Origin of the sequence: Methylobacterium sp. DB0501, from assembly GCF_011043735.1 — a bacterium.
In the GTDB taxonomy this organism is placed as follows: Bacteria; Pseudomonadota; Alphaproteobacteria; order Rhizobiales; family Beijerinckiaceae; genus Methylobacterium; species Methylobacterium alsaeris.
Genome location: NZ_JAAKGV010000003.1, coordinates 322,800 through 345,565, shown reverse-complemented (window position 1 = coordinate 345,565; position 22,766 = coordinate 322,800). Strand labels below are relative to the sequence as shown.

Below are 22,766 nucleotides of genomic sequence, written 5' to 3'. Positions count from 1 at the left end.
ATGGCGCGTGCGGCCGGCCTGCACCTGATCATGGCGACGCAGCGCCCGTCGGTGGACGTGATCACCGGCACGATCAAGGCGAATTTCCCGACCCGGATCTCGTTCCAGGTGACCTCGAAGATCGACTCGCGGACCATTCTCGGCGAGATGGGCGCCGAGCAGCTCCTGGGCCAGGGCGACATGCTGTTCATGGCCGGCGGCGGCCGGACGACCCGGGTGCACGGGCCGTTCTGCTCGGACGACGAGGTCGAGCAGGTGGTGGCCCATCTCAAGCGCCAGGGCCGCCCGTCCTACCTCGAGGCGGTCACCGCCGAGGAGGGCGAGGAGGAGGCGGACAGCCCGGTGATGGATCAGGGCGGCTTCGGCGATCCGTCGGCCGACGTGTACGACCAGGCGGTGGCGGTGGTCCTGCGCGACAAGAAGGCCTCGACGAGCTACATCCAGCGCCGGCTGCAGATCGGCTACAACCGGGCGGCCTCGCTGATGGAGCGGATGGAGCGCGAGGGCATCGTCGGCCCCGCCAACCATGCCGGCAAGCGCGAGATCCTGCTGGAGGACGGCCAGGACGGGTGAGGACAGGGCTCCACCACCCGGCTGTCGAGAAAACCCTCCAACGCCTCCCGGGCTCTCGTCTTCGAGGAGCCACGGGATGACGATGGAGGATTTATCGGACCTGTCGGATCAGTCCGGCGGCATTCAGCGCTGGCCGAAGCTCGCCTCCTTGAACAGGTCCTTGAGGTGGTGCGGCTGCGAGCGCCAGTACTGCTTCGGCGCGCGGACCCGGGCGCCGAGTTCGGCGGCGGCGTGCCAGGGCCAGCGCGGGTCGTAGAGCATGGCGCGGGCGAGCGAGACCGCGTCGGCCTTGCCCTCGAGCAGGATCGTCTCGGCCTGGCGCGCCTCGGTGATGAGGCCGACCGCGATGGTGACGAGATCGGTCGCCGCCCGCACCCGTTCGGCGAACGGCACCTGGTAGCCCGGCCCGACCGCGATCTTCTGCCGGGGCGAGACGCCACCGGTCGAGACGTGGATGGCGGCGGCGCCGCGCGCCTTCAAGGCCTCGGCGAAGGCGATCGTCTGCTCGACCTCCCAGCCGTCCTCGACCCAGTCCGTCGCCGAGACCCGGGCCCAGACCGGGCTGCCGCTGGGGAAGACGTCCCGCACGGCGTCGAAGACCTCGAGCGGGAAGCGCATCCGGTTCTCGAGGCTGCCGCCATAGGCGTCGGTCCGCCGGTTGGCGAGCGGCGACAGGAACTGGTGCAGCAGGTAGCCATGGGCCGCGTGGATCTCCGCCGCCTCGATGCCGAGGCGGACGGCGCGGCGGGCGGTCGCGGCGAACCCGTCGCGAATGCGCTTCATGTCCTGGCGGTCCAGCGCCCGGGGCGCCACCTCGCCTTCGGCATGGGCGAGGCTCGAGGGCGCCTCGGTGAGCCAGCCGCGGGGCGAATCCGGCGCCACCTGGTGGCCGCCGCGCCACGGCGGCTCGCTCGATGCCTTGCGGCCGGCATGCGCGATCTGGATGCAGATCGGGACCGGCGCGTAGTCCCGCACCGCGCCGAGGACGCGGGCGAGCGCCCGCTCGGTGCCGTCGTCCCAGAGCCCGAGATCGCCGGCGGTTATCCGCGCCTCCGGCGAGACCGCCGTCGCCTCCAGGGTCAAGAGCCCGGCGCCCGAGATCGCGAGCTGGCCGAGATGCATCATGTGCCAGTCGGTCGCCTCGCCGTCGCGAGCGGAATACTGGCACATCGGCGCGACGATGATGCGGTTCTCCAGTTCCAGGCCGTCGAGGCGCAGGGGCTGGAACAGAAGCGGGCTGCTCATGCGGGTACTCCGGAAGAGGATGGCCGCAATCTGGCGCGAGGCGGCGGTCTCGGCCAGCGCAGGCAGCGCAGGGCGCCCGTGCGCGACCGGCGGCCTCGCCGCGTGCGGCGGCGCACCGCGCCAGGGATCATCGCGACCCGCGATCCCCTGCCGAGGTTACCAGCCTCGTCCGAGGCTGGTGGCGATCCGGCTCGGGCGGGTATCGACCAGGACGGCCGCCAGGCTCTCGATCGCCCGCGCCGCCGCCCGGCGCGCCGCGCTCTCCGCCCGCGAGCGGAGCGACGGGACTTCGATCTCCGCCAACCGCTCGCCGGCATTCACCACCCGCTTCACGGCGCGCTGGATCCTCGGGTCGCGCTCGGTCAGCGCGCAGATATCGGACAGGGTGCTGCGCAGGGTGTGCATCGTCTCACGCTTGTCCGCCCCCTGCATCAGCCCGGCGATGCCCTGCTCGATCCGGTCGAGCGCGGCCCGCAGAGGTTCCGGCACCGGGGTCCCGACCGTCGCAGCCCCGACGCGCGGCTCGGCACTCGGATGGTGCTGTCCGTCGCTGGAATCGGGGTCGAGCATGGCGACACCTCTCGTCGGATGGTCGGGTGCGGATCATCCCGCCGCGGCGGTGACACCGTGGCGATGCATCGTGGGGGCTCGCGGATGCGACACCGCGTGAGCCGGATCCATACACCCCCATAGAGTATGCGACCCGGGAATCGGCTCGTCAAGCCGTGTGGTTGAATGCGTCAGGTCTGACATCTGTCACCGCGTCGCGGTCGTGCCACACTTCCCAAATGTTCTTGCACTCCGCTGAAGATAGCAGCAAAAACGACTTCGACAAGGAGTGTCCTCGGCTTGTATCGCCATTAGGATTTTTATACTAACACTGTCGGAGCCCAGGCGCGCGCGATCCCCAGGATCCCGGCACGTCGCAGTCGCCGGGCGGCGAACCGGACCCGCTCCATTTGCCAAGTCGGCGCGTTGCCGAATTCGCTCGTTCCAAAGTCCGCTCACGGCAGAGTCCGCCCGAACCAGGTCTTCCCGAACGATGTCCATGCGCTCAGCCCTCGGCAACCATTTCGGGAGCGCCGATGAACAGATCCTGTCGGTTCTCCGCTCGGTTCGCCGCCACCTGGCGATGGATGTCGGCTTCGTCTCGGAATTCGTGGCGGACAACCGGATCTTTCGGGTCTCGGATGCCGAGACGGTGGTGAATCCGATCGTGGCGGGGACCTCCGATCCCCTCGCGCGGAGCTTCTGCTACTACGTGGCCAAGGGTCTGATGCCGGAGCTGATGCACGATGCGGCCGAGGATCCGGTCGCGGCGCAGATGCCGGTCACCCGCGACCTGCCGGTCGGAGCGCATCTGAGCGTGCCGCTCCGCCACGACGGCGGCGAGCCCTACGGGACGCTGTGCTGCTTCAGCTTCACGCCGGACCGCAGCCTGACGACCCGCGATCTCGGCATCCTGCGCGTCTGCGCCGACCTCGTCGATGCCATCCTGTCGACGGACCGCGAGGCGGCGCGCGCCCACGAGGCGAAGCGGCGGCGCGTCGCCGAGGCGATCGAGGCCGAGGCGATCACGATGGTGTTCCAGCCGATCTACCGCACGGCCGACGGCAGCCTCGCGGCGTTCGAGGCCCTGGCGCGGTTTCCCGCCGCGCCCGGCCTGCGACCCGGCTCCGGTCCCGATGCGTGGTTCGCGGACGCGGCCGAGACCGGCCTCGGCGAGGCGCTCGAGTTCCTGGCCCTGCGCCAGGCCTTGGGCGCGCTTGCCGCCCTGCCCGCCGGGGTCAAGCTGTCGGTCAACCTGTCGCCGGCGGCCCTGGCCTCGCCGCGCCTCGCCGAGGCGCTGGCCGGCGCACCCCTCGACCGGCTGGTGCTCGAACTGACGGAGCACGCGGCGGTCCCCTCCTACGAGGCGCTCCGCGATGGGCTCGGCCCGCTGCGGCGCCGGGGCCTGAGCCTCGCGATCGACGATGTCGGGGCCGGTCACGCGACGCTGCGGCACGTCCTCGACCTGGAGCCCGACTTCATCAAGCTCGACATGAGCCTGATCCGGGCCATCGACGCCCAGTCCGCCCGCCGGGCGCTGACCGAGGCGCTGACCGGATACGGTCGTCGCATCGGGTGCGAGATCGTGGCCGAAGGCGTCGAGACCGAGGCCGAGTACGCGGTGCTGCGGAGCATTGGGGTGACGCGGGTGCAGGGCTTCCTGACCGGCCGGCCGATGCCGCTCGCCGCGGCCGCGTCCCTGCCCGCCGCCGCGGCGGAGCGGTGACCCGGTCCACCGCTCCGGTCCACCTCTCCCCGGGCCCGCCCTATCCGAGCCCGCGCTCGCGCAGAGCCCCGCCGATCTCCTCCAGGACGCCGGGATCCTCGATGGTCGGCGGCACCGTCCAGGCTTCGCCGTCGGCGATCTTCTTCATCGTGCCGCGCAGGATCTTGCCGGAGCGGGTCTTCGGCAGCCGCCCGACCGTGAGCGCGAGGCGGAAGGCGGCGACCGGGCCGATGCGCTCGCGCACCAGCGCCACCAATTCGCGCTCGACGACGTCCGGCGCCTGCGTGACGCCGGCCTTCAGCACCACGAAGCCGCAGGGCGCCTCGCCCTTGAGCGCGTCCCGGATGCCGATCACCGCGCATTCCGCCACGGCCGGGTGGGAGGCCAGCACCTCCTCCATGCCGCCGGTCGACAGGCGGTGGCCGGCGACGTTGATGATGTCGTCGGTGCGACCCATCACCGAGACGTAGCCGTCGGAATCGAGAAAGCCGGCATCCGAGGTGTTGTAGTAGCCCGGATAGGTCGTGAGATAGCTCTCGCGGAAGCGCTCGTCCTGCCGCCACAGGGTCGGCAGGGCGCCGGGCGGCAGGGGCAGCCTGATGGCGATGGTGCCCATGGTGTTCGCCGGCACCGGCTTGCCGGCCTCGTCGAGCACCTGCACGTCCCAGCCCGGCATCGCCACCGTCGGGCTGCCGTGCTTGACCGGCAGCGCCCCGAGCCCGACCGGGTTGGCGGCGATCGGCCAGCCGGTCTCGGTCTGCCACCAATGGTCGATGACCGGCACACCCAGGATCCGCTCGGCCCACGCGACGGTGTCGGGATCGGCCCGCTCGCCGGCGAGGAACAGGGTGCGGAAGTGCGAGAGGTCGTGGCCGGCCATCAGCCGTGCCTCCGGATCCTCCTTCTTGACGGCGCGCAGGGCCGTCGGCGCAGTGAACAGGGCGACCGCCCCGGTCTCGGCGATCACGCGCCAGAACGCGCCGGCATCCGGCGTGCCGACCGGCTTGCCCTCGTAGAGCACGGTGGTGCAGCCGTGGAGGAGCGGGCCGTAGACGATGTAGGAATGGCCCACCACCCAGCCGACGTCGGAGGCGCACCAATAGGTCTCGCCGGGGGCGACGCCGTAGAGGTTCGGCATCGACCAGGCGAGCGCCACGAGGTAGCCGCCGGTGTCGCGCACGACGCCCTTCGGCTTGCCGGTGGTGCCCGACGTGTAGAGCACGTAGAGCGGGTCGGTGGCGGCGACCGGCACGCACGGAGCGGCGCGGCCCTCCGCCTTCGCGGCCGCCACGGTTTCGGCCCAGTCGCGGTCCCGCCCCTCGACCAGGGTGGCGGGAGCTTGCGGCCGCTGCAGGATCAGGCAGGACCCGGGCTTGTGCGAGGAGAGCCGGCAGGCCTCGTCGAGGAGCGGCTTGTAGGCGACGACCCGCGCCGGCTCGATGCCGCAGGAGGCGGCGAGCACCACCTTGGGCTCCGCATCCTCGATACGGGCGGCGAGTTCGCGGGTGGCGAAGCCCCCGAACACCACCGAGTGCACGGCGCCGATACGGGCGCAGGCCAGCATGCCGAACAGGGCCTCGGGCACCATCGGCATGTACAGGACCACCCGGTCGCCGCGCCCGACGCCGAGATCCTGGAGCACCGCGGCGAGCGCCGCGACCTCGGCCTGAAGCTCGGCATAGGTGATCCGGCGCTTGGTGCCGGTGACGGGCGAATCGTACAGGATCGCCGCCTGCCCGGCCCGGCCGGCCGCGACGTGGCGGTCGACGGCGTTGTGGCAGGCATTGACCTCGGCGCCGGGAAACCAGCGGCCGTAGATCCCCTCGTCGGCCGCGAAGACGCGGGTGGCGGGGGTCACCCAGTCGATCGCCCCGGCGGCCTGCGCCCAGAAACCTTCCGGATCGCGCTGCCAGGCGGCGTAGGTCTCCGGGTAGCGGCTCGGGCTCGCCATGGCGTCTCCTCCGGTGCAGCCCGTCTGCGGGGCGGCCTCATCGTCCAGATAGGATAGGGCCCGCCCCCGCCGGAAGTCGAACTTTCGTAAGGAGCGCGGGCGGATTGATCGCCCTGCCCCGGCGGGTACTCTGGTGCGACAGCGAGGACGACCCCATGACCGGCGCGACGATCTACGACCAGGGCCTCGACCGGAACCCGGCCAACCACCAGCCGCTCACGCCCCTCACCTTCCTGGAGCGGGCGGCGGCGGTCTTCCCCGACCACACCGCCGTGATCCACGGGAGCTTGCGGCGCAGCTACCGCGACCTCTACGCCCGCAGCCGGCGGCTCGCCTCGGCCCTGAAGGCCCGCGGCATCGGGCGGGGCGACACGGTGGCGGTGATGCTCGCCAACACCCCGGCGATGATCGAGTGCCATTACGGGGTGCCGATGGCCGGCGCGGTGCTCAACACCCTCAACACCCGGCTGGATGCCGCCGTCATCGCCTTCTGCCTCGACCACGGCGAGGCCAAGGTGGTCATCACCGATCGGGAATTCGCCCGCACCATGGGCCCGGCCTTGGGCCAGGCCGGCGTCAAACCCCTGGTGATCGATTACGACGATCCCGAATATGACGGCCCGGGCGAGCGGCTCGGCACGATCAAGTACGAGGATGTCCTCGCCGAGGGCGATCCCGCCCATGCCTGGGCCATGCCCGGCGACGAGTGGGACGCGATCACGCTCAACTACACCTCGGGCACCACCGGCGACCCGAAGGGGGTGGTTTACCACCATCGCGGCGCGTCGCTTCTGGCGGTCGGCAACGTGGTGGCGGGCAACCTCGGCCGGCATCCGGTCTATCTGTGGACGCTGCCGATGTTCCACTGCAACGGCTGGTGCTTTCCCTGGACCCTGTCGGTGGTGGCCGGCACCCATGTCTGCCTGCGGCAGGTCCGGGCCAAGGCGATGTACGACGCGCTGGCGGATCACGGCGTCACGCATCTGTGCGGCGCGCCGATCGTGATGTCGCTCCTCATCAACGCGCCGGCGGCCGAGCGGCGGGAGCTGCCGCGGCGCGTCTCGTTCCTCACGGCGGCGGCGCCGCCGCCGGAGGCGGTGCTCGCCGGGATGGCGGAGGCCGGGTTCGACGTCACCCACGTCTACGGCCTGACCGAGACCTACGGCCCGGCGGTGGTGAACGAGTGGCACGCCGACTGGGATGCGCTCGGCAAGGACGAGCAGGCCGCCCGCAAGGCGCGCCAGGGCGTGCGCTACCCGCCGCTCGAGGCCCTCGACGTGCTCGACCCCGAGACGATGGAGCCGGTCCCCGCCGACGGCGAGACGCTGGGCGAGGTGATGTTCCGCGGCAACGTGGTGATGCGCGGCTACCTCAAGAACCCGACGGCCACCGAGGCCGCCTTCAAGGGCGGCTGGTTCCATTCGGGCGATCTCGGGGTGAAGCACCCGGACGGCTACATCCAGCTCAAGGACCGTTCGAAGGACATCATCATCTCAGGGGGCGAGAACATCTCCTCGATCGAGGTCGAGGAGGCCCTGTTCAAGCACCCGGCGGTGGCGGCGGCCGCGGTGGTGGCCAAGCCCGACGAGAAATGGGGCGAGACGCCTTGCGCCTTCGTCGAGCTGAAAGGCTCCGAGATGGTCTCGGCCGAGGAGCTGATCGGCTGGTGCCGCCAGTCGCTCGCCGGCTTCAAGGTGCCCCGGCACGTCGTCTTCACCGAACTGCCGAAGACCTCCACCGGCAAGGTGCAGAAGTTCGTGCTGCGGGAGATGGCGAAGGCGCTGTGATGCGAAATCCGGACGATCGGTCGGACATCTCTGTCGGACATCGCATGAGCGTCGCTGGGCCGGGGTGATTCGATCGGTTCACGCGACCGGTCCGACACCCTCCGCGACATCCCGGGGCCGCGCAGCGGAGCCTGGGATCCAGACACGCAAGCGGGAGAGAATCAGGCAGAACACTGACCGCCCTTTCCTGACAGACATCAGTGTCCGGATCCTAGTTTCCGCTGCGCGGCCCCGATGGACGCAGCGGATCACGGTCTTGTCGGGCAGACAATCAGGTTGTGACGGGAAAAGAACGCGGTGCGCCGGGATGACGTCTTGCCCGGCATGGCCTCGAGCGATCCGAGCGGGAGCGAGGCGGCGACGCGGGTCGTCAGGAGCCGCCGCGCCGAACGCGGGCGCGGCGGCACGCGGGTCTGGTCTGGGCTAGTGCATCACGCGGGTGGACGTCGTCCGCAGGCGACTGATCTCATCCTTCAAGTGAAGCTTTCGGCGCTTGAGTTCTACAACTCGCAAGTCATCGGTGGAGAGGTGGGTGATCGCGTCCTGGATCTCGCGCTCCAAGGCCTCGTGCTTACGCTCAAGCTCGGAGAGATGCGTGTGCAGCGACATCAGCCATTGCCTCCTGTCATGTAGGTGACACATGCAGCCTGCCACAGCTCGCGGCGGATGTCGAAGGCATTTGTTGCTGCACCTGCGTCATGCGCCGCAGCGTCGGCAGTCCCGGAATGCATGCCGGACGCCCGCCGGCAAGCCCTGCGAGGCCGCACCGCAAGGTGGCGCTGCACAACCCCTCCGGCGCCCGCGCGACGCCCTTGCCGCAGGCCGGGGGCTGGTTCATGCTTCGTCGCATCTCTCCCGGAATATCTCCAGGACTTGGGGCGAGGGCTTGGGGCGGCGATGGCGTTCGACGAGTTGAGTGCGGAATCCGCGGCGGAGTACGAGACCGAGCTGGCGCGGCTCCGGGAGGAGCACCGCGACCTCGACGATGCGATCGAAGCCCTGTCCGGGGTCATGGCCGGCGACCGCCTGCAGCTCCAGCGCCTCAAGAAGCGCAAGCTCTCGCTGCGCGACCGCATCACCTTCCTGGAGGACCAGCTCACCCCGGACATCATCGCCTGAGGGCGGTGGATCCGGCCGGCGGCGGCTTGCGGCATCGCGGTCGCGCCGCTACTGCGGGCGGATGACCGGTCGCGGCGTGGACCGCGGCCGATCGGCTTTTTTTGCGAGAGGATGCGCTTGACGATGGCGGCATCGCCCCCCGTCGCGGTGATCATGGGCAGCCAGTCCGACTGGGCCACGATGCGCCACGCCGCCGAGACCCTCGACGCCCTCGGGATCCCCTACGAGGCCCGCATCGTCTCGGCCCACCGCACCCCGGACCGCCTGGTTGCCTTCGCCAAGGGCGCGAAGGCCGCAGGGTTCCGGGTGGTGATCGCGGGTGCCGGCGGCGCCGCCCACCTGCCCGGCATGGCCGCCGCCATGACCCCGCTGCCGGTCTTCGGCGTGCCGGTGGAATCGAAGGCGCTGTCGGGCCAGGACAGCCTCCTGTCGATCGTGCAGATGCCGGCCGGCATCCCGGTCGGGACGCTCGCCATCGGCCGGGCCGGCGCCGTCAACGCGGCGCTCCTCGCCGCCGCCGTCCTCGCCCTGACCGACGACGACCTGGGCCAACGGCTCGATGCCTGGCGCGCCCGCCAGAGCGCGGCGGTGGCCGAGCACCCGGATACGAGCGCCCCGTGAGCAAGTCCCCCGAATCCACGCCCGGCGCGGGCAACGGTCCCGTCGCGCCCGGCGCGACCATCGGCATCATCGGCGGCGGCCAGCTCGGCCGCATGATCGCGGTCGCGGCGGCGCAGTACGGCCTCAAGGCCCATATCTACTGCCCGGATCCCGACAGCCCGGCCTTCGAGGTGGCGGGACGGCGCACGATCGCCGCTTACGACGATGCGGCGGCGCTGCAGGCCTTTGCCGAGTCCGTCGACGTGGTGACGTACGAGTTCGAGAACATCCCGAGCGCCACCGCCGAGATCCTGGCGGCGCGCCGGCCGCTGCACCCCAGCGCCTCGGCGCTGGCCACCACGCAGGACCGGCTGACCGAGAAGAGCTTCGTCGCCGGCCTCGGCATCCCGGTGGCGCCGTTCCGGGCGGTGGACGACGCCGCGAGCCTCGACCGGGCGGTGCGCGAGATCGGCCTGCCGGCGGTGCTGAAGACCCGACGCTTCGGCTATGACGGCAAGGGCCAGGTCATGCTGCGGCAAGAGGATCTCGGCGACGCGGGCTTCGACCCCGCCGCCGTGATGGCGTCGCTCGGCGACCAGCCCTGCATCCTCGAAGGCTTCGTGCCGTTCGAGGCGGAGGTCTCGGTGGTCGCCGCCCGCAACGCGGAGGGGCGCTTCTCCGCCTACGAGCCCTGCGCCAACGAGCACCGCCACCACATCCTCGCCCGCACCGTGGTGCCGGCCCCCGGCATGGCGGAGGAGACCGCGGCCGAGGCCATGGCGATCGCCCGCACCATCGCGGAGGCGCTCGGCTATGTCGGGGTGCTGGCGGTCGAGATGTTCCTGGTCCGCGGAGCGGACGGCCGCGCCGGCGTGGTGGTCAACGAGATCGCGCCGCGGGTCCACAATTCCGGCCACTGGACCATCGAGGGCGCGCAGACCTCGCAATTCGCCCAGCACGTCCGGGCGATCTGCGGCTGGCCGCTCGGCAGCCCGGCCCTGACCGGTCCGTCGGTCGAGATGCTGAACCTGATCGGCGACCAGGCCGACGGCTGGACCCGCATCCTCGCCGAGCCGGGCAGCCACCTCCACCTCTACGGCAAGGGCGAGGCGCGGCCCGGCCGCAAGATGGGTCACGTCACCCGGGTCGCGACCGGGGCCTGACCCCGGGTGCGGCCTCGCGGCCACACCCGTCCCCTGCCGCCGCCTCCCCTGCCCCTGCGGCGCCCGCAGGCCACACCTTCGCCACATCGGACCGCACAAGCGTCGGGGGCGCATCGCTTTAAGCCGGTGTTCACCCCGATCCGGAATGGTCGTCCGGCATCGGGGCCGCCGTCGAGCGGGGCGCGAGTGCGGATGGCGAGGGTGCGCGGCGCGACAGGACGCGCCGCCCCGGGGGAGCGGGCGATGAACAACGTGATCGTACTGGGCCGCATGAAGCCGGCGGCCCGGGTGCTGGGAGCGACCGTGCTGACCGCGCTGGCGCTCGCCGGCTGCGATACCGTCAGCCGTGCGACCGCGACGCGACAATTCGCGGTGGTCGAGGCCGACAAGTCCGGCGCCACCGAGGTCAACATCGCCTCGCTGTCGGACGTGATCCAGCGCAACCCGAGCGACGCGGCGGCCTACAACACCCGCGGCGCGGCCTATGCCCGCGCGGGCAACTTCGATTCGGCCATCGCCGACTTCACCAAGGCGATCCAGCTCGACCCGAACTCGGCCTCGGCCTACGGCAACCGAGCCCTGGCCTACCGCCAGTCGGGCCGCAACGACGCCGCTCTGCAGGACTTCACCAAGGCGATCAACGCCGACCCGAACTACACCGCCGCCTATATCGGCCGGGCGAACCTGCAGCGGGCGCAAGGCAACTACGAGGCCGCCTACAGCGACCTCAGCCAGGCGATCCGCCTGACGCCGGAATCGGCCGAGGCCTACCATGCCCGCGGCCTGGTGCGGCAGGCGCAGGGGCAGCACCGCTCGGCGATCGGCGACTTCGACGCCGCCATCGACCGCAACCCCTTCGTGGCCGCCCCCTACGCCGCCCGCGGCCAGAGCCTGATCGCCACCAACCAGTACGACAAGGCGATCGAGGACTACAACGCGGCGCTGAACGTCAACAACAAGGACGCCGACTCCTGGGCCTACCGGGGTCTCGCCTACGAGAAGTCCAACCGCCGCCAGGAGGCGACGGAGAGCTACCAGCGCGCCATCGCCATCGACCAGGGCAACGCGGTCGCCAAGCAGGGCCTGGGACGGATGCAGGGCGGGATGGCGTCGCTGTTCCGGTAGGGCGGCGACGTACCGCTCCGCGCGAACGAGGCCTCCGGCGACGCGCCCGGGGGCCGATATCCTCGACCGGATCGATGGGAGCGAGCGTCGGGAGCCAACCGTCTGCATCGAGACTCCGGTGCATGAGCAGTCCCTGCGGGACGTCGGTCAGGTATTCGCGAACAGGCGCGCGCCGAAGGCGGGCACGTCTCTGAAGCTCGCGGCGACGTGCCCGGCCAGGGCACGTGCGGCAGAACCGGCACCGTCGCGCATCCGCATCAGCACGTCGTAGCTCCCGAGGGGCGGCAAGTCGGACAAGCGGTGAAACGGTAGGCGCGCCGAACTGACGGGAAGCGGCGCGACGGCCAAGTCGGCTTCGACCGCCGCGATCTGCCCCAGGCAATGCTCGCTCGTATAGGCGATGCGATAGGGGATGCCCGCCTGGTCGAGGGCATCGAGCGCCATGGCCCGCCATGCACACCCGCTGTCGCAGACCGCGAGCGGCAGAGGACGCCGTTCCGCGGCGAGCCCTCCCCTAAGCCCGATCCAGGCGAGATCGTCGGCATGGACGACCTGGACATCCCGGCTCGAGGCGGCGATGCCGGTGAAGAGGATCAGGTCGAGGCTGCCCTCGGTGCAGGATTGCTGCAGCAGGCGGCTCGCCTCGAGCCGGACGTCGACCTCGACCTGCGGGTGCGTGACCGCGAAGCGGCGCAGCATCGCCGGCAGCGCGAAGAGGCCCGAATCGGTGGGCGCGCCGAACCGCACCCGCCCTTCGAGCGGCGGTGCCTCGAAGAAGGCGACCACCTCGTCGTTCAGGGACAGCAACCGTCGCCCCAGGCTCAACAACGCCTCGCCGTCGGGTGTCGGGATGACGGTCCGGGGCAGTCTCAGGAACAGCGCCCGTCCCAGACGGTCCTCCAGTCGCTTGACCTGGAGGCTGACGGCCGACGGGGTCCGGCCGACCCGTTCGGCGGCACGAGAGAAGTTGCCGGTCTCACAGATCGTCACGAAGGTGCGAACGAGATCCAGATCGAGGTTGGATGGGTTGAGCGTCGACACCGGCCCCCTCGGCTTTCCTCGTCCCGACGGACGCGACGCGACCCGGACCCGCCTCGCTCCTGTGAGCATTTCTCAACGATAACATAAAATCAATTCGCTTCTCTCATCCGTAAGACCGCGCGACAGTGTCGGCCTCGGATCACGGAGGCAGCGATGGCGGCATGGTTCGCAGACCGGTTCGGCGCTCGGATGAGGGAATTGCTGGTGCGGCCCGGCGAAGCCCGGTCGGAGAGGTGCCTGAAGGCTCTCGCGTGCGACCTCCCGGACAGCACGCTCGAGGATATCGGGCTGACCCGGGCGGGCACGCTGCTCACGCACGGCAGCGAGGCCGACCGCGCGGCGCCAATCCGCCCCCACCCGGACGCGTGGCTGATGGGCGTGGCTCATAGGCCAGGAACGCGTCCCGCTCCCGGCACGGCGGACGCCTCCCCCCCTCACGGCAGGCGGACGATCCTGGCCGGCTGGCGGCGTTACAGCACCTTCCGGTACTGGATGAAGCCCGGCCGGTCCGCTACCGTGTCGTAGAGCGCCCGCGCCGTGACGTTGGCCTCCTGGGTCAGCCAGTAGACCCGGCTCGCCCCCGCCTCCCGCGCCGCGGCGTAGACCGCCTCGATCAGCGCCCGGCCGACCCCCTGCCCGCGGGCGGCGGGTGCGGTGAACAGGTCCTGGAGGTAGCAATAGGGCCCGGCGGTCCAGGTCGAACGGTGGAAGATGTAGTGGACGAGCCCGGTCACGGTTCCGTCCTGCTCGGCCACGAGGGCGTGCATCGGCTCCGACGCATCGTTCAGGCGGGCGAAGGTGAGGTCGGTGACTTCGGGCGCGACGGTGGCGCCGTAGAAGGCGAGGTAGCCCTGCCAGAGCGGGTCCCAGACGGCGCGCTCGTCGGGGCGCAGCGGGCGGATGGTGGGGCTCGGCATGACCGGCGATTCCTCGAATCGGAGACGCCGCAAGGTTGCGGGGAAAGCTCCCCGGATCAAGGGGGCCGCGCCATGGTCCCGGCGCGGCCCACCCGTCGAAAGGTCCTATTTCAGGTGGAACTTGTCGAAGTCGCGGTGCTCGGCCTCGATGCGGCGCACGGTGCCGGTATGCGAGCGGTACACCACCGTCTCGGTGCGGATCGTGCTGCGGCCGAACTTCACGCCCTTGACGAGCGCCCCGTCGGTCACGCCGGTCAGCGCCACCACCACGTCGCCGCGGGCGAGGTCGTCGAGGGCGTAGAGGCGGTTCGGGTCGGCGACGCCCATCTTGGCGGCGCGGTCGCGCTTCTCCTCGGTGTCGAGGATCAGGCGGCCCTGCATCTGGCCGCCGATGCAGCGCAGCGCGCCCGCGGCCAGCACGCCCTCGGGGGCGGCGCCGATGCCGAGATAGATGTCGATGCCGGTGTCTTCCGGCATCGTCGTGAAGATCACGCCGGCGACGTCGCCATCGGAGATCAGGCGCACGCCGGCACCGGTCCGGCGGATCGCCGCGATCAGGTCGGTGTGACGCGGCCGGTCGAGCACGAGGGCGGTGATCTCCGCCGGCGGCACGCCCTTGGCCTTGGCCAGCGCGTGGATGTTCTCCTCAGGCGAGGCGTCGAGGTGCACGGTGCCGGCCGGGTAGCCCGGGCCGATGGCGATCTTGTGCATGTAGACGTCGGGGGCGGCGAGCAGCGTGCCGCCCTCGGCCATCGCCATCACGGCGACCGAGCCCGGCATGTCCTTGGCGCACAGCGTCGTGCCCTCCAGCGGATCGACGGCGATGTCGACCTTGGGGCCGGAGCCGTTGCCGAGGGTCTCGCCGATGAACAGCATCGGTGCCTCGTCGCGCTCGCCCTCGCCGATGACGACGGTGCCGTCGATCGGCAGGCGGTTCAGCTCGCGGCGCATCGCGTCGACGGCGGCCTGGTCGGCGGCCTTCTCGTTGCCCTGTCCGCGCAGGCGGGCCGCCGCCACCGCCGCCCGCTCGGTGACGCGCACCAGTTCGAGGGTCAGGATGCGCTCGATGACCTGGCTCGGTCCCGGCTTCTTGGCGTCCGACATGCGTTGATGATCCTCGTGCTGGTCCTTGAGGCCGGGTCTTAAAGGATAAACCGGCGCCGCTGAACTGGATTCTGTCAATCGAGGGGGCGTGGACCGGTGAATGGCGCGGACGATGCCGGACACGATCCGTCGCCGCGTCCGGGCCGATGCGCTCGCGGCGGCGGCCCTTACTCGCGCTCGATGCGGATGAGCTGCGGCGGCTCGGAGAGCAGGCCGTCCGCCGCCATCGCGTCGAGGCTCTCGCGGATCGCCGCCTCGGTGGCCGCGTAGGTGATGAGCACCAGCGGCACCGGCAGGCCCGAGCGGCCGTGGCGGTCGCGCGCCGCGGCGCTCTCGGAGCGGTGCTGCAGGATGCTCTCGAGCGAGATCTCGCGCTCGGCCATCTTGGTCGCGACGCCGGCGGCGACGCCGGGGCGGTCGTGGACGGTCAGGCGGATGTAGTAGCCACCCTCGTGGCGCTGCATCTCGGCACGGGCCGGAGCGGTGAGGGCCGCGACCGGGCGGCCGAAGGCCGGCGGCGTCCGGCCGGCCGGCCGCCACGTCGGCGATGTCGGCGACCACCGCCGAGGCGGTGGCCTCGCCGCCGGCGCCGGGGCCGATCAGGGTCAGCTCGCGCAGGGCGTCGGTGTCGATGGTGACGGCGTTGGTCACGCCCATCACCTGGGCGATGGCCGAGGATTTCGGCACCATGGTCGGGTGGACCCGCTGCTCGATCCCGGCGGCCGTGGCCTCGGCGACGCCGAGCAGCTTGATCCGGTAGCCCAGCTCGTCGGCCATGCGCAGGTCGAGGGGCGTGATCGCCGAGATGCCCTCGACCGAGACGCCCTCGGCGTCCAGCTCGGTGCCGAAGGCGAGGCTGGTCAGGATCGCGAGCTTGTGGGCGGTGTCGAAGCCCTCGACGTCGAAGGTCGGGTCGGCCTCGGCATAGCCCAGAGCCTGGGCGTCCTTCAGGCAGGCCTCGAAGGTCAGGCCCTCCAGTTCCATCCGGCTCAGGATGTAGTTGCAGGTGCCGTTGAGGATCCCGTAGACGCGCGAGATCCTGTTGCCGGTCAGCGCCTCGCGCAGGGCCTTGACCACCGGGATGCCGCCGGCCGCCGAGGCCTCGAAGGCGAGCGCGACGTTCGCACCCTCCGCCGCCCGGGCGAGCGCCGGGCCGTGGCGGGCGAGCAGCGCCTTGTTGGCGGTAACGACGTGCTTGCCCGATGCGAGCGCCGCCTCGACGGTCTCCCGGGCCTTCCCCTCCGCGCCGCCGATCAGCTCGACCACGCAATCGACGTCCCCGGAGCGGGCGAGCGCCACTGGATCGTCGAACCAGGTCACGCCGGTCAGATCGAGGCCCCGGTCGCGCGCGCGGTCGCGGGCGGCGACGGCGGTGACGGTGACCGGCCGCCCGGCGGTGGCGCCGATCGCCTCGGCGCGGCGCGCGACCATGCGGACGACGGAGGCTCCGACGGTGCCGAGACCGGCGATGCCGAGGCGGAGGGCTTGAGTCATGGCGAGCAATCCGGGCAGGCAGGCGCGCGAGAGCCGCAACCGTGGCGGCCGCGCAGCGGCGTCCTTCTGCAACGGTTTCCGGACCCGTGCAAGGAAGGCGCGTCCTTCGACGTCAGGCGGCAGGTTCGGCGCGCCGCGCCGCCCGCACCAGGCCGTAGAGCACCCAGGCATTCAGCAGGTGCCAGAGCCAGTGCGTGCCGATGGGCACGAGGGGGCAGAGGGCGGCGTCCAGGGTGCGGGCGGCGAGCGAGGCGAGGAACAGCGCGCCGATGCCGATCAGCGCCCCGCCGGCCCGGTTGCCGAAACGCCGCGCGGCCGCGCCGACGCCGAACAGCGCCAACGCCGCGGGCGCGTAGGCGATCGAGCCGTTGCCGAGGGGGCCGAGCGGCCGCCCGGCGAGGAGCGACAGGGCCGGCTCAAAGACGGCGGCGGCGACCGCGAAGGCGAGCGTGCCGGCGAGCGCCGCGAGCGCCCCGAATCCGAGGAAGCGCCGCAGGGCGAGGAAGAAGTAGGCGTGGATGAACAGGGCGATCGGGATCACGTCGGCGAGCATCGCCCACTGCACCGCGAGCGTGTGGAACAGCGCGCTGCCGATGCCGATCGCGCCGATCAGCCAGGCGAAGCCGTCGGCGATCCGGTCCGGCGCCCGCCCGCGCCCGAGCAGCAGGATCGCCGCGACCACGAAGGCGCCGTTCGAGACCGCGTTCAGCGGCTCGGCCCACGGCTCCGGCCCGGTGCGCTCGCAATAATCGCGCACGGGCTCCCACCATTCCGCCATATCCGGTCCCCAGGCCACCGCCGCGCGCCGGCTTGCCAGCGCGACGCGAAACCCCGATGACGGGGCCATCGGCGAGAGCTTGGTTGCGAGCGGCGCGGGACGCGATGCGGATCACCACCTGGAACGTCAACTCGGTCAAGCAGCGTCTGCCGCATCTCCTCGGCTTCCTGGCCGAGGCGCAGCCGGACGTGGTCTGCCTCCAGGAGCTGAAATGCGTCGACGACGCGTTTCCCCGCACCGAGATCGAGGAGGCCGGCTACGTCGTGGCGACCCACGGCCAGAAGGCGTTCAACGGCGTCGCGCTGCTGGCCCGCCGGCCGCTGCCCCTGCAGGAGATCCGCCGCGGCCTGCCGGGCGACGCGAGCGACGAGCAGGCGCGCTATATCGAGGCGGTGATCCCGACCGCGGCCGCCACCGTGCGGGTCGCCTCGATCTACCTGCCGAACGGCAATCCCGTCGGCACGCCGAAATACGACTACAAGCTCGCCTTCATGCGCCGCCTCCAGGCCCATGCCGTGGGCTTGCGGGAGCGCGAGGAGGTGCTGGTGCTCGCCGGCGACTACAACGTGATCCCCGAGCCCGAGGACGCGGCCGACCCGGCGGCCTGGACCGGCGACGCGCTGTTCCTGCCCCAGACCCGGGCGGCGTTCCGCACGCTCCTCAACGAGGGCTTCACCGATGCCTTGCGCGCCTGCGACGGCAGGCCCGGCGTCTACAGCTTCTGGGACTACCAGGCCGGCTGCTGGCCGCGCAACCAGGGCATCCGGATCGACCATCTGCTGCTCTCGCCGCAGGCCCTCGACCGCCTGGTCTCGGCCTCGGTGCAGAAGCACCTGCGCGGCCTCGAAAAACCCTCCGACCACGTGCCGGTGACGGTGGAGCTGGATGTCGGCTGACGCTCCTCAGCCCGCCCGGCACGGCCGGTCGCCCTCCGCGGGGCGCGGGTAACCGGCCTGGAACTCGGCGATGGCCTCGGACCGGCGAGGGTGAGGAAATCGATCCGCTCGCTGCCGGGCTCGACGAGCCGCATCAGCCGCAGGACGCGGATGGCGTGGACGTGCGACAGGCCGGTCGTGTCGGCGACGCGCTCGGCATCCTCACGGCGGGCGGGGCGGAAGGCGATTCGAGGTGAGCGTCGGCGCGAGGCGTCCGGCGATCCAGGCCTGGGCGGCGTCGAGGTCGGCGAACTTGCCCGGCTGCGGCGAGGCCAGGGTGCCGAACCCGGCCTCGAGGAACCACAGCCCGGCATCGTCGCCATGGGCGTCGGAGAGGCAGACAAGCACGGCCGAGAGGATGCCGTCGGCGAAGACGAGCAGGCCCTGCTCGTCCTCGCTCCCGGTCCTGACGCGCACGGGCTGGAGCGTGAGATCCATGCCGGGGCAACGGGGCGGCGCTAGCTTGGTTCTGGATTGCTGGATCCCCGGACCACCGGCCGCCGCCATCGGCGGGACCACCGGCGGCCCGTGGCACGGCGGCCGGCCCGGCCTCAGCTAAGCGGATTTCGCGAATGTGGTCGCCGGTTTCGCGACAAAGATCTGCGACAGAACAAGAAACTCAGCGGACGACGCGTTGGCCTGCCGACACAAGTCCGCTGGGCAGAGGGCAACCAGGGCGCCGGCCGCAGCAGCCTCGGCACCGGTCCCACCGGCGAGCATGCCGGCGGCAGCGCAACCGGCGCGAGCGAGCCCGGGCAGGAAAGCCGAAGTGAGGTCGGGCTTGACTGCCGCGGCAAGCGGATATCGATCAAGGCGAGGCCGGCGACGCACCGTTTCCCGGACGAGCCCCTTCGCCTCGACGGCCCCGGCGCCTCCGGAGGACGACGCCGGACCGGACCACGGCGCCGCGAGCCGCCGACAGCCGGCCCGACGGCAAGCCCGGCCGTAGTCGATCCCCGCCCGCACCGGACGCTGCCGCAGAGGTCCCCCGGCCCTTCCGCCTAAATCGCCGGTGATTGATCCAAGTTGAGGACGCCCCCCGGAAACCGGCCCAATGTCCGCCTTGGCCACGCCGGCCCTGTCCCGTCCGATCGACGGCACTCGGCTGGTGTCGCTCCCGCGGGCCGGGACATCTCTCCTCGGCGTTCAGCGCATCGGCCCGGCCCGCCCTTCCCGTTCAGGCCGCCTCGCCGTTGCAGGTGGCCTCCTCCTCCGGCACCACGTCGACCGCGACGCGCAGGCTCTGCGCGCCCGACCCGGCGATGATGCCGGCGACCGGCGCCACGTCGGCGTAGTCGCGGCCGCGGGCGACGACGATGTGGTCGTCCTGCACGCCGATGCCGTTGGTCGGATCGAGGCCGACCCACCCCTCCCCGCACCAGAAAGCCACCCAGGCATGGCTGGCATCGGCCCCCTCCAGGCGGGGCTGGCCCGGCGGCGGCAGGGTACGCAGGTAGCCGCTGACATAGGCCGCCGGCAGGCCGAGGCCGCGCAGGGCCGCGATCATGATGTGCGAGAAGTCCTGGCAAACGCCGCGCCGGCCGGCGAAGGCCTGCGCCAGCGGCGTGCCGACCTCGGTCGCCGCGGCATCGAAGGCGAAATCGGACCGGATGCGGCGCATCAGGTCGAAGGCGCCGGCATAAGCGCCGCCGCCGGCGGGAAAGCTCGGCCGGGCATAGTCGGTGACCTCGGGCAGCAGCGGCACGCGGCGGCTCGGGGCGCAGAAATGCAAGGGGGCGTCCGGGCCGAGGCTCCCGCCGACGAGGACCCGCGTCCGCACCTCCTCCCAGGCCGGCCCGGTCGCGGGATCGGGCAAGGGCGGCCGCTCGACCCGGACGCGGGAGCGCGCGTCGATCCGGAAGTCCCGATGCGGCGTCTCGACGGTGAGCGACACCGTGCGGTTGCCGAAGAAGTCGTCGCGCTCGGTCGCGGCGCGGGGCGCGGGCTCGACCACCACCTCGTGCGAGAGCGGCACCTGCCCCTCCCCCGCCGCCGGCGCGAGGCGCAGCGAGCAGCGGGCGAAGCCGACCGGGTTGCGATAGGCGTAGGCCGTCAGGTGGCGCAGGCGGTAGAGCATTTTCTTATGGGGGCTCAGGCCAGCGTGACGAGGGTTTCGGGCCGGGCCGCGTCGGACCCACCGGGGAAGTAGCGCGCACCGATCGCGTCGGCGATCTCCCACAGGCGCCGCTCCCAGGCCGCCACGGTGTCGAGCGGCAGGGTGGCGGCCTCCGCCCCGGCGATCTCGCCCCTCAGACCGGCCACGAGGCGGGCCGGCGCCTCCGTTACTCCGTCCTGGCGCAAGGACGGCAGGCCGGCCAGGCGCTCGGCCAACCGCTCGATCTGGAAGGCGACCGAGCGCGGGTTGTAGGGATCGAGCAGCACCATGTCGCGCACCGGCGCCAGCGCCACGCCGAGGATGTAGCGCGCGCCGTACGAGATGCGGGAATCGACCAGATCGAGAAGCACCCCGAGATCGTCGGTGCTCGCCCCCGCGGCCCCGAAATCGAGGGCGAAGCGGCAGGCATTGACCGCCCGCTCGACCCGCCGGCCCATGTCGACGAAGGCGAAGCCGCCGGCCCGGTTCATGTTCTCCTGGGCGAGGCCGGCCAGCGACGCGGTGAGCGACAGGGCGCGCTCGGCCCGGTCGAGGAGGGCTGCCTCGGAATCCGTGGCGTCCGCCGGCGCCTCCAGGGCGCCGTGCAGGGCCGAGAGTGCCCGCCAGGTCTCGCCCGACAGGCGCTCGCGCAACGACGCGGCGTTGCGCCGGGCCGAGAGGGCGTGGCTGAGGCCCGAGCCCCATTGCCCGCCATCCGAGAGGGCGTGGTGGGCGAGATCCGCCGCCGTGCCCTCGATGGACGGCACGGCGCCCCAAGTATGGAGCAGGGTGCGGATGCGGGCCGAGGTGGCGCGGTCCTCCTCGGCGGTCGAGACGCTGCCGGCCCCGTCGAGCAGGCAGGCGGTGAGGCGGATCACCGCCTCGGCCCGCTCCAGGTGGCGGCCGAGCCAGAACAGGTTGTCGGCGGCCCGGCTCGGCAGCAGGCCGGGCACCCGGCGCACCGGGACTCGGTCGCTCGGCGGCAGGAGGCTCGCCTGCGCTTCGGTAGAGCCGGAGGACAGCACCCAGACGTCGGCGGCGCGCACGCCCACCCCCATCGCCACCGGGCGCACGTCCGGCGTCTCAGAGATGCGGCAGAAGCCGCCGGGCATCACCCGCCAGCCTTCCGGCGTCGCGGCGGCGAAGACCCGCAGCACGAAGGGGCGGGGCACCAGCCGCGTGCCGTTCCAGACCGGGGCGGTGGAGAGCCGGACCGGCTCGTGGGCGACGAGGTCGCCCGGCCGGTCGCGCAGGACGCCGCGCAGGCGCTCGGTCTCGGCCTCGTCGCGGCCCTCGCCGAAGGCCCGGCTGGTGAAGGCGCCCTGCGCCGGCGCCGCGGCCGGGCGGAAGGCGAGCGCATCGAACCGCTCCAGCACGGCGTCGCGCTGCGCGGGGTCACCGCACCACCAGGTCGGCAGGCCGGGCAGGCGCAAGGCTTCGCCGAGCAGCCGCTCGCACAGGGCCGGCAGCGAGGCGGCGAGCCAGGCGCTCTCGACGAGGCCGGTGCCGGGCATGTTGCCCATCGCGACGGCGCCGGCCCGCAGGGCCTCGACGAGGCCCGGGGCCCCGAGCCGCGAGGCGGGGTTGAGTTCGAGGGGATCGACGAAGTCGCCGTCGATGCGCCGCCACAGCACGTCGACCCGCTTGAGACCGGCGACCGTGCGGATCGACACCATGCCGTCGCGGACGAGCAGGTCGTCGCCCTCGACCAGGGCGAAGCCGAGATAGCGGGCGAGCACCGCCTGCTCGACGTAAGTGTCGCTGTAGGGGCCCGAACTCATCAGGCCGATGCGCGGCTCGTCGCGGGTCGCCGTGGCGGCGAGGCCGTCGCGAAACGCCTGGAAGAACGAGGCGATCCGCTCGACGTCGAGGGCGCCGTAGACCTCCGGCAGGGCCCGGGCCATGACCAGGCGGTTCTCGAGGGCGTAGCCGGCCCCCGACGGCGCCTGGGTCCGGTCGGCCAGCACCCGCCAGGCGCCGTCCGGCCCGCGGGCGAGGTCGGCGGCGTAGGTGTGCATGTGGCGCCCGCCCGGGGGGGCGACGCCGACCAGGGGGCGCAGGAATTCCGGATCGCCCGCGGCGGCGGCCGCCGGCAGCAGGCCGGCGCGGGCGAGCGCGCCGTCGCCGTAGAGGTCGGACAGCACGGCTTCCAGCAATTCGGCGCGCTGCGCCACCCCGGCGGCGATCGCCTGCCACTCCGCTCCCTCGATGAGGAGCGGCAGGGCGCCGATCGGCCAGTCGCGCTCGGTCGTCTCGCCATAGGCCCGGTAGGCGATGCCGGTATCGTGGATGTGCCGCCCGGCCGCGGCGAGGCGGGCGGCGATCTCGCCGTCCGGCAGTCCGGCGAGGCGGCGCAGGAATTTGTCCCAGGCCGGCCGCAGGGCGCCATCCGCGCAGACCAGTTCGTCCGGCAGGCCGGGCAGCGGGGCGTATCCCGCGGTCCAGCGCGCCAGCCGCTCCTCCGGACCCTCGGCCCGCGATTCGCCGGGCCGCACGACCTCGACCCCGGCCGGCCCCGCGCCGGTGGTCGCTTCCGCGATCGGGGCCTCGCTCATCGGGGCCCC

The 22,766-nt window shown here is 72.1% G+C and carries 19 protein-coding genes and 1 pseudogene; 8 read left to right on the top strand and 12 right to left on the bottom strand.

The features are described 5' to 3' along the window. Positions 1-573, top strand: a 573-nt coding sequence (locus G4G93_RS07190; RefSeq protein ID WP_165082641.1) for a DNA translocase FtsK, incomplete at its 5' end; no start/stop codon positions are given. Positions 574-696: 123 nt separating this feature from the next. Here the strand turns inward: G4G93_RS07190 and G4G93_RS07185 are convergent. Together G4G93_RS07185 and G4G93_RS07180 are read right to left on the bottom strand one after the other, a co-directional pair. Beyond that, positions 697-1,818 carry an NADH:flavin oxidoreductase/NADH oxidase gene (locus G4G93_RS07185; protein ID WP_165082639.1) on the bottom strand — a complete coding sequence of 374 codons (1,122 nt, stop codon included), beginning with the start codon at positions 1,816-1,818 and terminating at the stop codon, positions 697-699. A gap of 156 nt (positions 1,819-1,974) precedes the next feature. Continuing rightward, positions 1,975-2,388 carry a hypothetical protein gene (locus G4G93_RS07180; RefSeq protein ID WP_165082637.1) on the bottom strand — a complete coding sequence of 138 codons (414 nt, stop codon included), beginning with the start codon at positions 2,386-2,388 and terminating at the stop codon, positions 1,975-1,977. Between the two features lie 478 nt (positions 2,389-2,866). On the opposite strand from G4G93_RS07180, the gene G4G93_RS07175 reads away from it, so the two are divergent. Beyond that, the gene (locus tag G4G93_RS07175; protein WP_165082635.1) at positions 2,867-4,093 is read left to right on the top strand and encodes an EAL domain-containing protein; all 1,227 of its coding nucleotides are present in this window, start codon (positions 2,867-2,869) and stop codon (positions 4,091-4,093) included. Between the two features lie 40 nt (positions 4,094-4,133). Here G4G93_RS07175 and G4G93_RS07170 read toward each other — a convergent pair whose 3' ends face one another. Further along, complete coding sequence (locus tag G4G93_RS07170; protein WP_165082633.1) at positions 4,134-6,044, bottom strand: propionyl-CoA synthetase; 1,911 nt, start codon at positions 6,042-6,044, stop codon at positions 4,134-4,136. A 155-nt stretch (positions 6,045-6,199) separates the two neighbouring features. Between G4G93_RS07170 and G4G93_RS07165 the strand changes: the two genes are divergently transcribed. Continuing rightward, on the top strand, positions 6,200-7,831 hold the full coding sequence (locus tag G4G93_RS07165) for an acyl-CoA synthetase (protein WP_165082715.1): 1,632 nt from the start codon (positions 6,200-6,202) through the stop codon (positions 7,829-7,831). 423 nt (positions 7,832-8,254) lie between these two features. Here G4G93_RS07165 and G4G93_RS07160 read toward each other — a convergent pair whose 3' ends face one another. Next, positions 8,255-8,440 (bottom strand): YdcH family protein, encoded by a 186-nt coding sequence (locus G4G93_RS07160; RefSeq protein ID WP_165082631.1) that lies wholly within the window; start codon positions 8,438-8,440, stop codon positions 8,255-8,257. Between the two features lie 288 nt (positions 8,441-8,728). Here G4G93_RS07160 and G4G93_RS07155 point away from each other — a divergent pair, with 288 nt between their 5' ends. The 4 genes from G4G93_RS07155 to G4G93_RS07140 all read left to right on the top strand — a co-directional run bounded on the left by G4G93_RS07155 (position 8,729) and on the right by G4G93_RS07140 (position 11,838). Then, positions 8,729-8,950: a YdcH family protein gene (locus G4G93_RS07155; protein ID WP_165082628.1), complete on the top strand. Its 222-nt coding sequence runs from the start codon at positions 8,729-8,731 to the stop codon at positions 8,948-8,950. Positions 8,951-9,073: 123 nt separating this feature from the next. Continuing rightward, positions 9,074-9,571: a 5-(carboxyamino)imidazole ribonucleotide mutase gene (gene purE, locus G4G93_RS07150; protein WP_165082625.1), complete on the top strand. Its 498-nt coding sequence runs from the start codon at positions 9,074-9,076 to the stop codon at positions 9,569-9,571. Next, complete coding sequence (locus tag G4G93_RS07145) at positions 9,568-10,713, top strand: 5-(carboxyamino)imidazole ribonucleotide synthase (RefSeq protein WP_165082623.1); 1,146 nt, start codon at positions 9,568-9,570, stop codon at positions 10,711-10,713. Before purE ends, G4G93_RS07145 begins: the two co-directional genes overlap by 4 nt. A gap of 243 nt (positions 10,714-10,956) precedes the next feature. Beyond that, positions 10,957-11,838 (top strand): tetratricopeptide repeat protein, encoded by an 882-nt coding sequence (locus G4G93_RS07140; RefSeq protein WP_165082621.1) that lies wholly within the window; start codon positions 10,957-10,959, stop codon positions 11,836-11,838. A 147-nt stretch (positions 11,839-11,985) separates the two neighbouring features. Here G4G93_RS07140 and G4G93_RS07135 read toward each other — a convergent pair whose 3' ends face one another. The 5 genes and pseudogenes from G4G93_RS07135 to G4G93_RS07115 all read right to left on the bottom strand — a co-directional run bounded on the left by G4G93_RS07135 (position 11,986) and on the right by G4G93_RS07115 (position 17,172). Further along, the gene (locus G4G93_RS07135; RefSeq protein ID WP_165082619.1) at positions 11,986-12,879 is read right to left on the bottom strand and encodes a LysR family transcriptional regulator; all 894 of its coding nucleotides are present in this window, start codon (positions 12,877-12,879) and stop codon (positions 11,986-11,988) included. Positions 12,880-13,349: 470 nt separating this feature from the next. Continuing rightward, positions 13,350-13,796 carry a GNAT family N-acetyltransferase gene (locus G4G93_RS07130; protein WP_165082617.1) on the bottom strand — a complete coding sequence of 149 codons (447 nt, stop codon included), beginning with the start codon at positions 13,794-13,796 and terminating at the stop codon, positions 13,350-13,352. Positions 13,797-13,901: 105 nt separating this feature from the next. Then, on the bottom strand, positions 13,902-14,900 hold the full coding sequence (glpX, locus tag G4G93_RS07125) for a class II fructose-bisphosphatase (RefSeq protein ID WP_165082615.1): 999 nt from the start codon (positions 14,898-14,900) through the stop codon (positions 13,902-13,904). 167 nt (positions 14,901-15,067) lie between these two features. Further along, a pseudogene (locus G4G93_RS07120) lies at positions 15,068-16,394 on the bottom strand (homoserine dehydrogenase). A 112-nt stretch (positions 16,395-16,506) separates the two neighbouring features. Beyond that, complete coding sequence (locus G4G93_RS07115) at positions 16,507-17,172, bottom strand: hypothetical protein (protein WP_165082713.1); 666 nt, start codon at positions 17,170-17,172, stop codon at positions 16,507-16,509. 104 nt (positions 17,173-17,276) lie between these two features. Here G4G93_RS07115 and xth point away from each other — a divergent pair, with 104 nt between their 5' ends. Continuing rightward, positions 17,277-18,068 carry an exodeoxyribonuclease III gene (gene xth / locus G4G93_RS07110; RefSeq protein WP_165082710.1) on the top strand — a complete coding sequence of 264 codons (792 nt, stop codon included), beginning with the start codon at positions 17,277-17,279 and terminating at the stop codon, positions 18,066-18,068. Positions 18,069-18,269: 201 nt separating this feature from the next. Here the strand turns inward: xth and G4G93_RS07105 are convergent, their stop codons facing one another. The 3 genes from G4G93_RS07105 to G4G93_RS07095 form a co-directional block, all read right to left on the bottom strand. Continuing rightward, complete coding sequence (locus tag G4G93_RS07105; RefSeq protein WP_165082613.1) at positions 18,270-18,545, bottom strand: hypothetical protein; 276 nt, start codon at positions 18,543-18,545, stop codon at positions 18,270-18,272. Between the two features lie 739 nt (positions 18,546-19,284). Next, the gene (locus G4G93_RS07100; protein ID WP_165082611.1) at positions 19,285-20,184 is read right to left on the bottom strand and encodes a transglutaminase N-terminal domain-containing protein; all 900 of its coding nucleotides are present in this window, start codon (positions 20,182-20,184) and stop codon (positions 19,285-19,287) included. Between the two features lie 14 nt (positions 20,185-20,198). Beyond that, positions 20,199-22,757, bottom strand: coding sequence for a circularly permuted type 2 ATP-grasp protein (locus tag G4G93_RS07095; protein ID WP_165082609.1), 2,559 nt, complete (start codon positions 22,755-22,757; stop codon positions 20,199-20,201). Between the last annotated feature and the right edge of the window lie 9 nt (positions 22,758-22,766).